Source organism: Lyngbya aestuarii BL J (assembly GCF_000478195.2).
In the GTDB taxonomy this organism is placed as follows: domain Bacteria; phylum Cyanobacteriota; class Cyanobacteriia; order Cyanobacteriales; family Microcoleaceae; genus Capilliphycus; species Capilliphycus aestuarii.
Genome location: NZ_AUZM01000152.1, coordinates 1 through 3138, shown reverse-complemented (window position 1 = coordinate 3138; position 3138 = coordinate 1). Strand labels below are relative to the sequence as shown.

The window sequence follows — 3138 nt, the reverse complement described above, 5'->3', positions numbered from 1 at the left end:
GGGTTCGGTAAGGGAACAGGAATATGTCTGGGATAGTGAACTTGCCACGCATTTCCCCGATATTTGCCCCCCAGTTCGCTTTCTACGATGTCAAGGGGAGGCTGATGCTGCTCATAGCTAATTGTCCGATAGGTTAGTTTCATCTTCGTAATCGCTCCTCGTCTCTGAACGAAAAAGAACTTAGCTCATCAAGGTGAGTTTTTTAATTTATGTATTCATTGTTACATTTTTAATTTTAAATTGCCAAGAATTCATAACAAATCAACACAAATCCTCCTTCGGGTATAGATCGGAAGATGAGGAGATTGGAAGATTAGGGTTTACAATCCTAAGAGTAGTCAGCCTAAGAATAGTCAGGCGTTGTTGTGTCCCCTGCAAATAAACGGTTTGTCGGTTGAGCAGTTTGGTTTGAAATCCCGCTATTTCTAAAAATAAAAGAGCGAAGTTGATTTCTCTAGTATCGCTTCTGGCTCGGTCGTTATTTAATCTATTCCAAATCCAGGAAATTTTGAAGAATAAATATACAGATGTAGCATTGTTTTTTAAATTTTATGTTATGTTTGAGGCTTCAGTTTTTCACCAGAGATCTTGATGTTCGCCGACAGGAATCATAACCGCTAATTTAATCTTGAAAAAATTGATAACATTTTAAGTTGAGTATCGGACTTCAGGGGTCGCATTTCAATCATAGAAAAAACGGTTCACGGGTGTAGAGACTTGTCATAGCACATCTGTAGAGGCGATTAAAGCACTTATTGAGATAACGATCTATAAAATTAAGTGCGATAATCAATAATAAGAGAGATGATTTTAACAACAAATGATGAAACAAGACTTGAACTTAGGTGTCGTTTTAGTGGTTGATGACTATCCACTCAATCTCAAATTATTATGTGCTTCTTTGTCGAGAGTCAAATATAAAGTTTTGGTCGCTCAAACTGGAGAATCAGCATTAGAGATTGCAGTCTCTCAACAACCCGATCTCATTTTACTCGATATCAGAATGCCTGAAATGGACGGATATGAGGTTTGTCGTCAGTTAAAAGCCTCACCTGTAACCCGAGATATTCCGGTGATTTTTATGACGGCTCTTTCTGAAACTGATAATAAAGTCAAAGGATTAAAACTCGGAGCGGCTGACTATATTACTAAACCCATCCATCCGGAAGAAGCGATCAGTCGAATCAAAACTCATCTCTCTGTTCGTCGCCTGACTTTGTTACTCGAAGAACAAATTCAATATCTTCAACAAGAAATTAACCGACGCAAACAAGTCGAAGAACAGCTTCGCCAAGTTAATACTTTGTTAGAACAACGAGTCGAAGAACGAACCACTGAACTGTTAGCCGTCAATACTCAACTCAAACAAGAAATACAACATCGACATGAGATTGAAGAAGCTCTAATTCAAGAAAAAGAACTGGCTCAAATCACCCTAGAATCAATTGGGGATGGAGTGATTACGACTGACGAACGCGGAAAGATTGACTATCTCAATCCCATCGCCGAACAACTCACCGGATGGAAAAATGAAGCCGTTCGCGGACAATCCCTTTCTAAAGTGTTTACAATCATCAATGAAACCACCCGAGAACCCTTAGGAAATCCTGTTCAACGGGTGTTCTCTCAAGTCGATACTGTTCATGTGTCTCACCATACCCTGCTGATTTCTCGGGACGGGACAGAATATGCGATTGAAGATTCTGCGGCTCCCATCCAAGATCGTCAAGGTCAAATTCAGGGGGTGGTCGTGGTGTTTCGAGATGTCACTCAATCCCGTTTATTAAGCCGTCAACTGTCTTGGCAAGCCAGCCACGATCACCTGACCGGACTACTTAATCGACAAGCCTTTGAGCAAAAAATCCAAGCGGCGATTACCTCAATTCAAACCGAAGAACAGCAGTATATCTTTTGCTTTCTGGACTTAGACAAATTCAAACAGGTGAATGATAGTTGTGGCCATCCAGCCGGAGATGAACTGTTGCGTCAAGTCACCGCTTTACTACAAACCCGAGTACGTGCGGCTGACTGTTTGGCGCGTTTGGGAGGAGATGAATTTGGGTTGTTGTTGCATGGTTGTTCTTTGGGAGACGGACAAGAAGTTGCGGAAACGGTGAGAAAATTAATTCAAGATTTTCGCTTCAATTGGGAGGATAAAGTTTTTTCGATAGGAGTGAGTATTGGGTTAGTGAAAATTGATGCTGATACGTCGAATGTTGCGAGTGTTTTCGGTGCAGCGGATGCGGCTTGTTATGCGGCAAAGGCTCGGGGTCGGAACTGTATTCATGTATATCAAATTGAAGATCGTGAACTCATTCAACGACAACAAGAAAGACAATGGATTAAAGAGATTGATCGGGCGTTGTCTGAAAATCGGTTTCATCTTTATGCTCAAAAAATCATTCCACTTCAGGAGATGAAAAACCCCCGAGAATATTATGAGGTATTATTACGTTTAGTCGATGAAGCGGGAAATATAGTGCCTCCGATGGCGTTTTTACCCACGGCTGAACGCTATGATTTAATGATCAAAATTGATCAATGGGTGGTTCAGAATTTTTTAGAGTATTATCAACAGTTAAACAATCATTTATATATGATTAATTTATCAGAGAGTAGTATTAAAAATCAAGAATTTATCGAGTTTCTCAAAGTTAAATTAACTTCCAATAAAATTCCAAATCAAACCCTTTGCTTTGAAATCCCGGAAACGGTGGCAATTGCCTCTTTGTCTCAAACGATAGAGTTTACTCAAACCCTCAAACAGTTGGGATGTTCTTGTGCAATCGATCACTTTGGGGGTGGGATGAGTTCGCTAACTTATTTAAAGCATATTTCTTTAGATTATTTAAAAATTGATGGTAGTTTTGTCAAAGAAATTCATCGAAATCAAGTTGAATATGCTGTTGTTGAAAGTGTGAATAAGATTGGTCATGCGATGGGAGTTAAAACAATTGCTGAGTTTATTGAACAGGATACCAGCATCGAGTTATTAAGAGAAATTGGTGTTGACTTTGCCCAAGGATACGGTATCAATCAACCTCAGCCTCTGAGGTGGGGAGATGGGGAGATGGGGAGGTAGGGAGGTGGGGAGGTGGGGAGATGGGGAGGTAGGGAGGTAGGGAGGTGGGGAGGTGG

The 3138-nt window shown here is 40.6% G+C and carries 2 protein-coding genes; one reads left to right on the top strand and one right to left on the bottom strand.

Going from position 1 to position 3138, the window contains the following annotated elements; all coding sequences use genetic code 11:
• On the bottom strand, positions 1–143 hold a 143-nt coding region (locus M595_RS33060), incomplete at its 3' end, for a DUF4278 domain-containing protein (protein WP_023069775.1).
• A gap of 677 nt (positions 144–820) precedes the next feature.
• Between M595_RS33060 and M595_RS26990 the strand changes: the two genes are divergently transcribed.
• A complete protein-coding gene (locus tag M595_RS26990; RefSeq protein ID WP_040484758.1) occupies positions 821–3082 on the top strand; it encodes an EAL domain-containing protein in 2262 nt (753 codons plus the stop codon).
• The last annotated feature ends 56 nt before the right edge of the window (positions 3083–3138 follow it).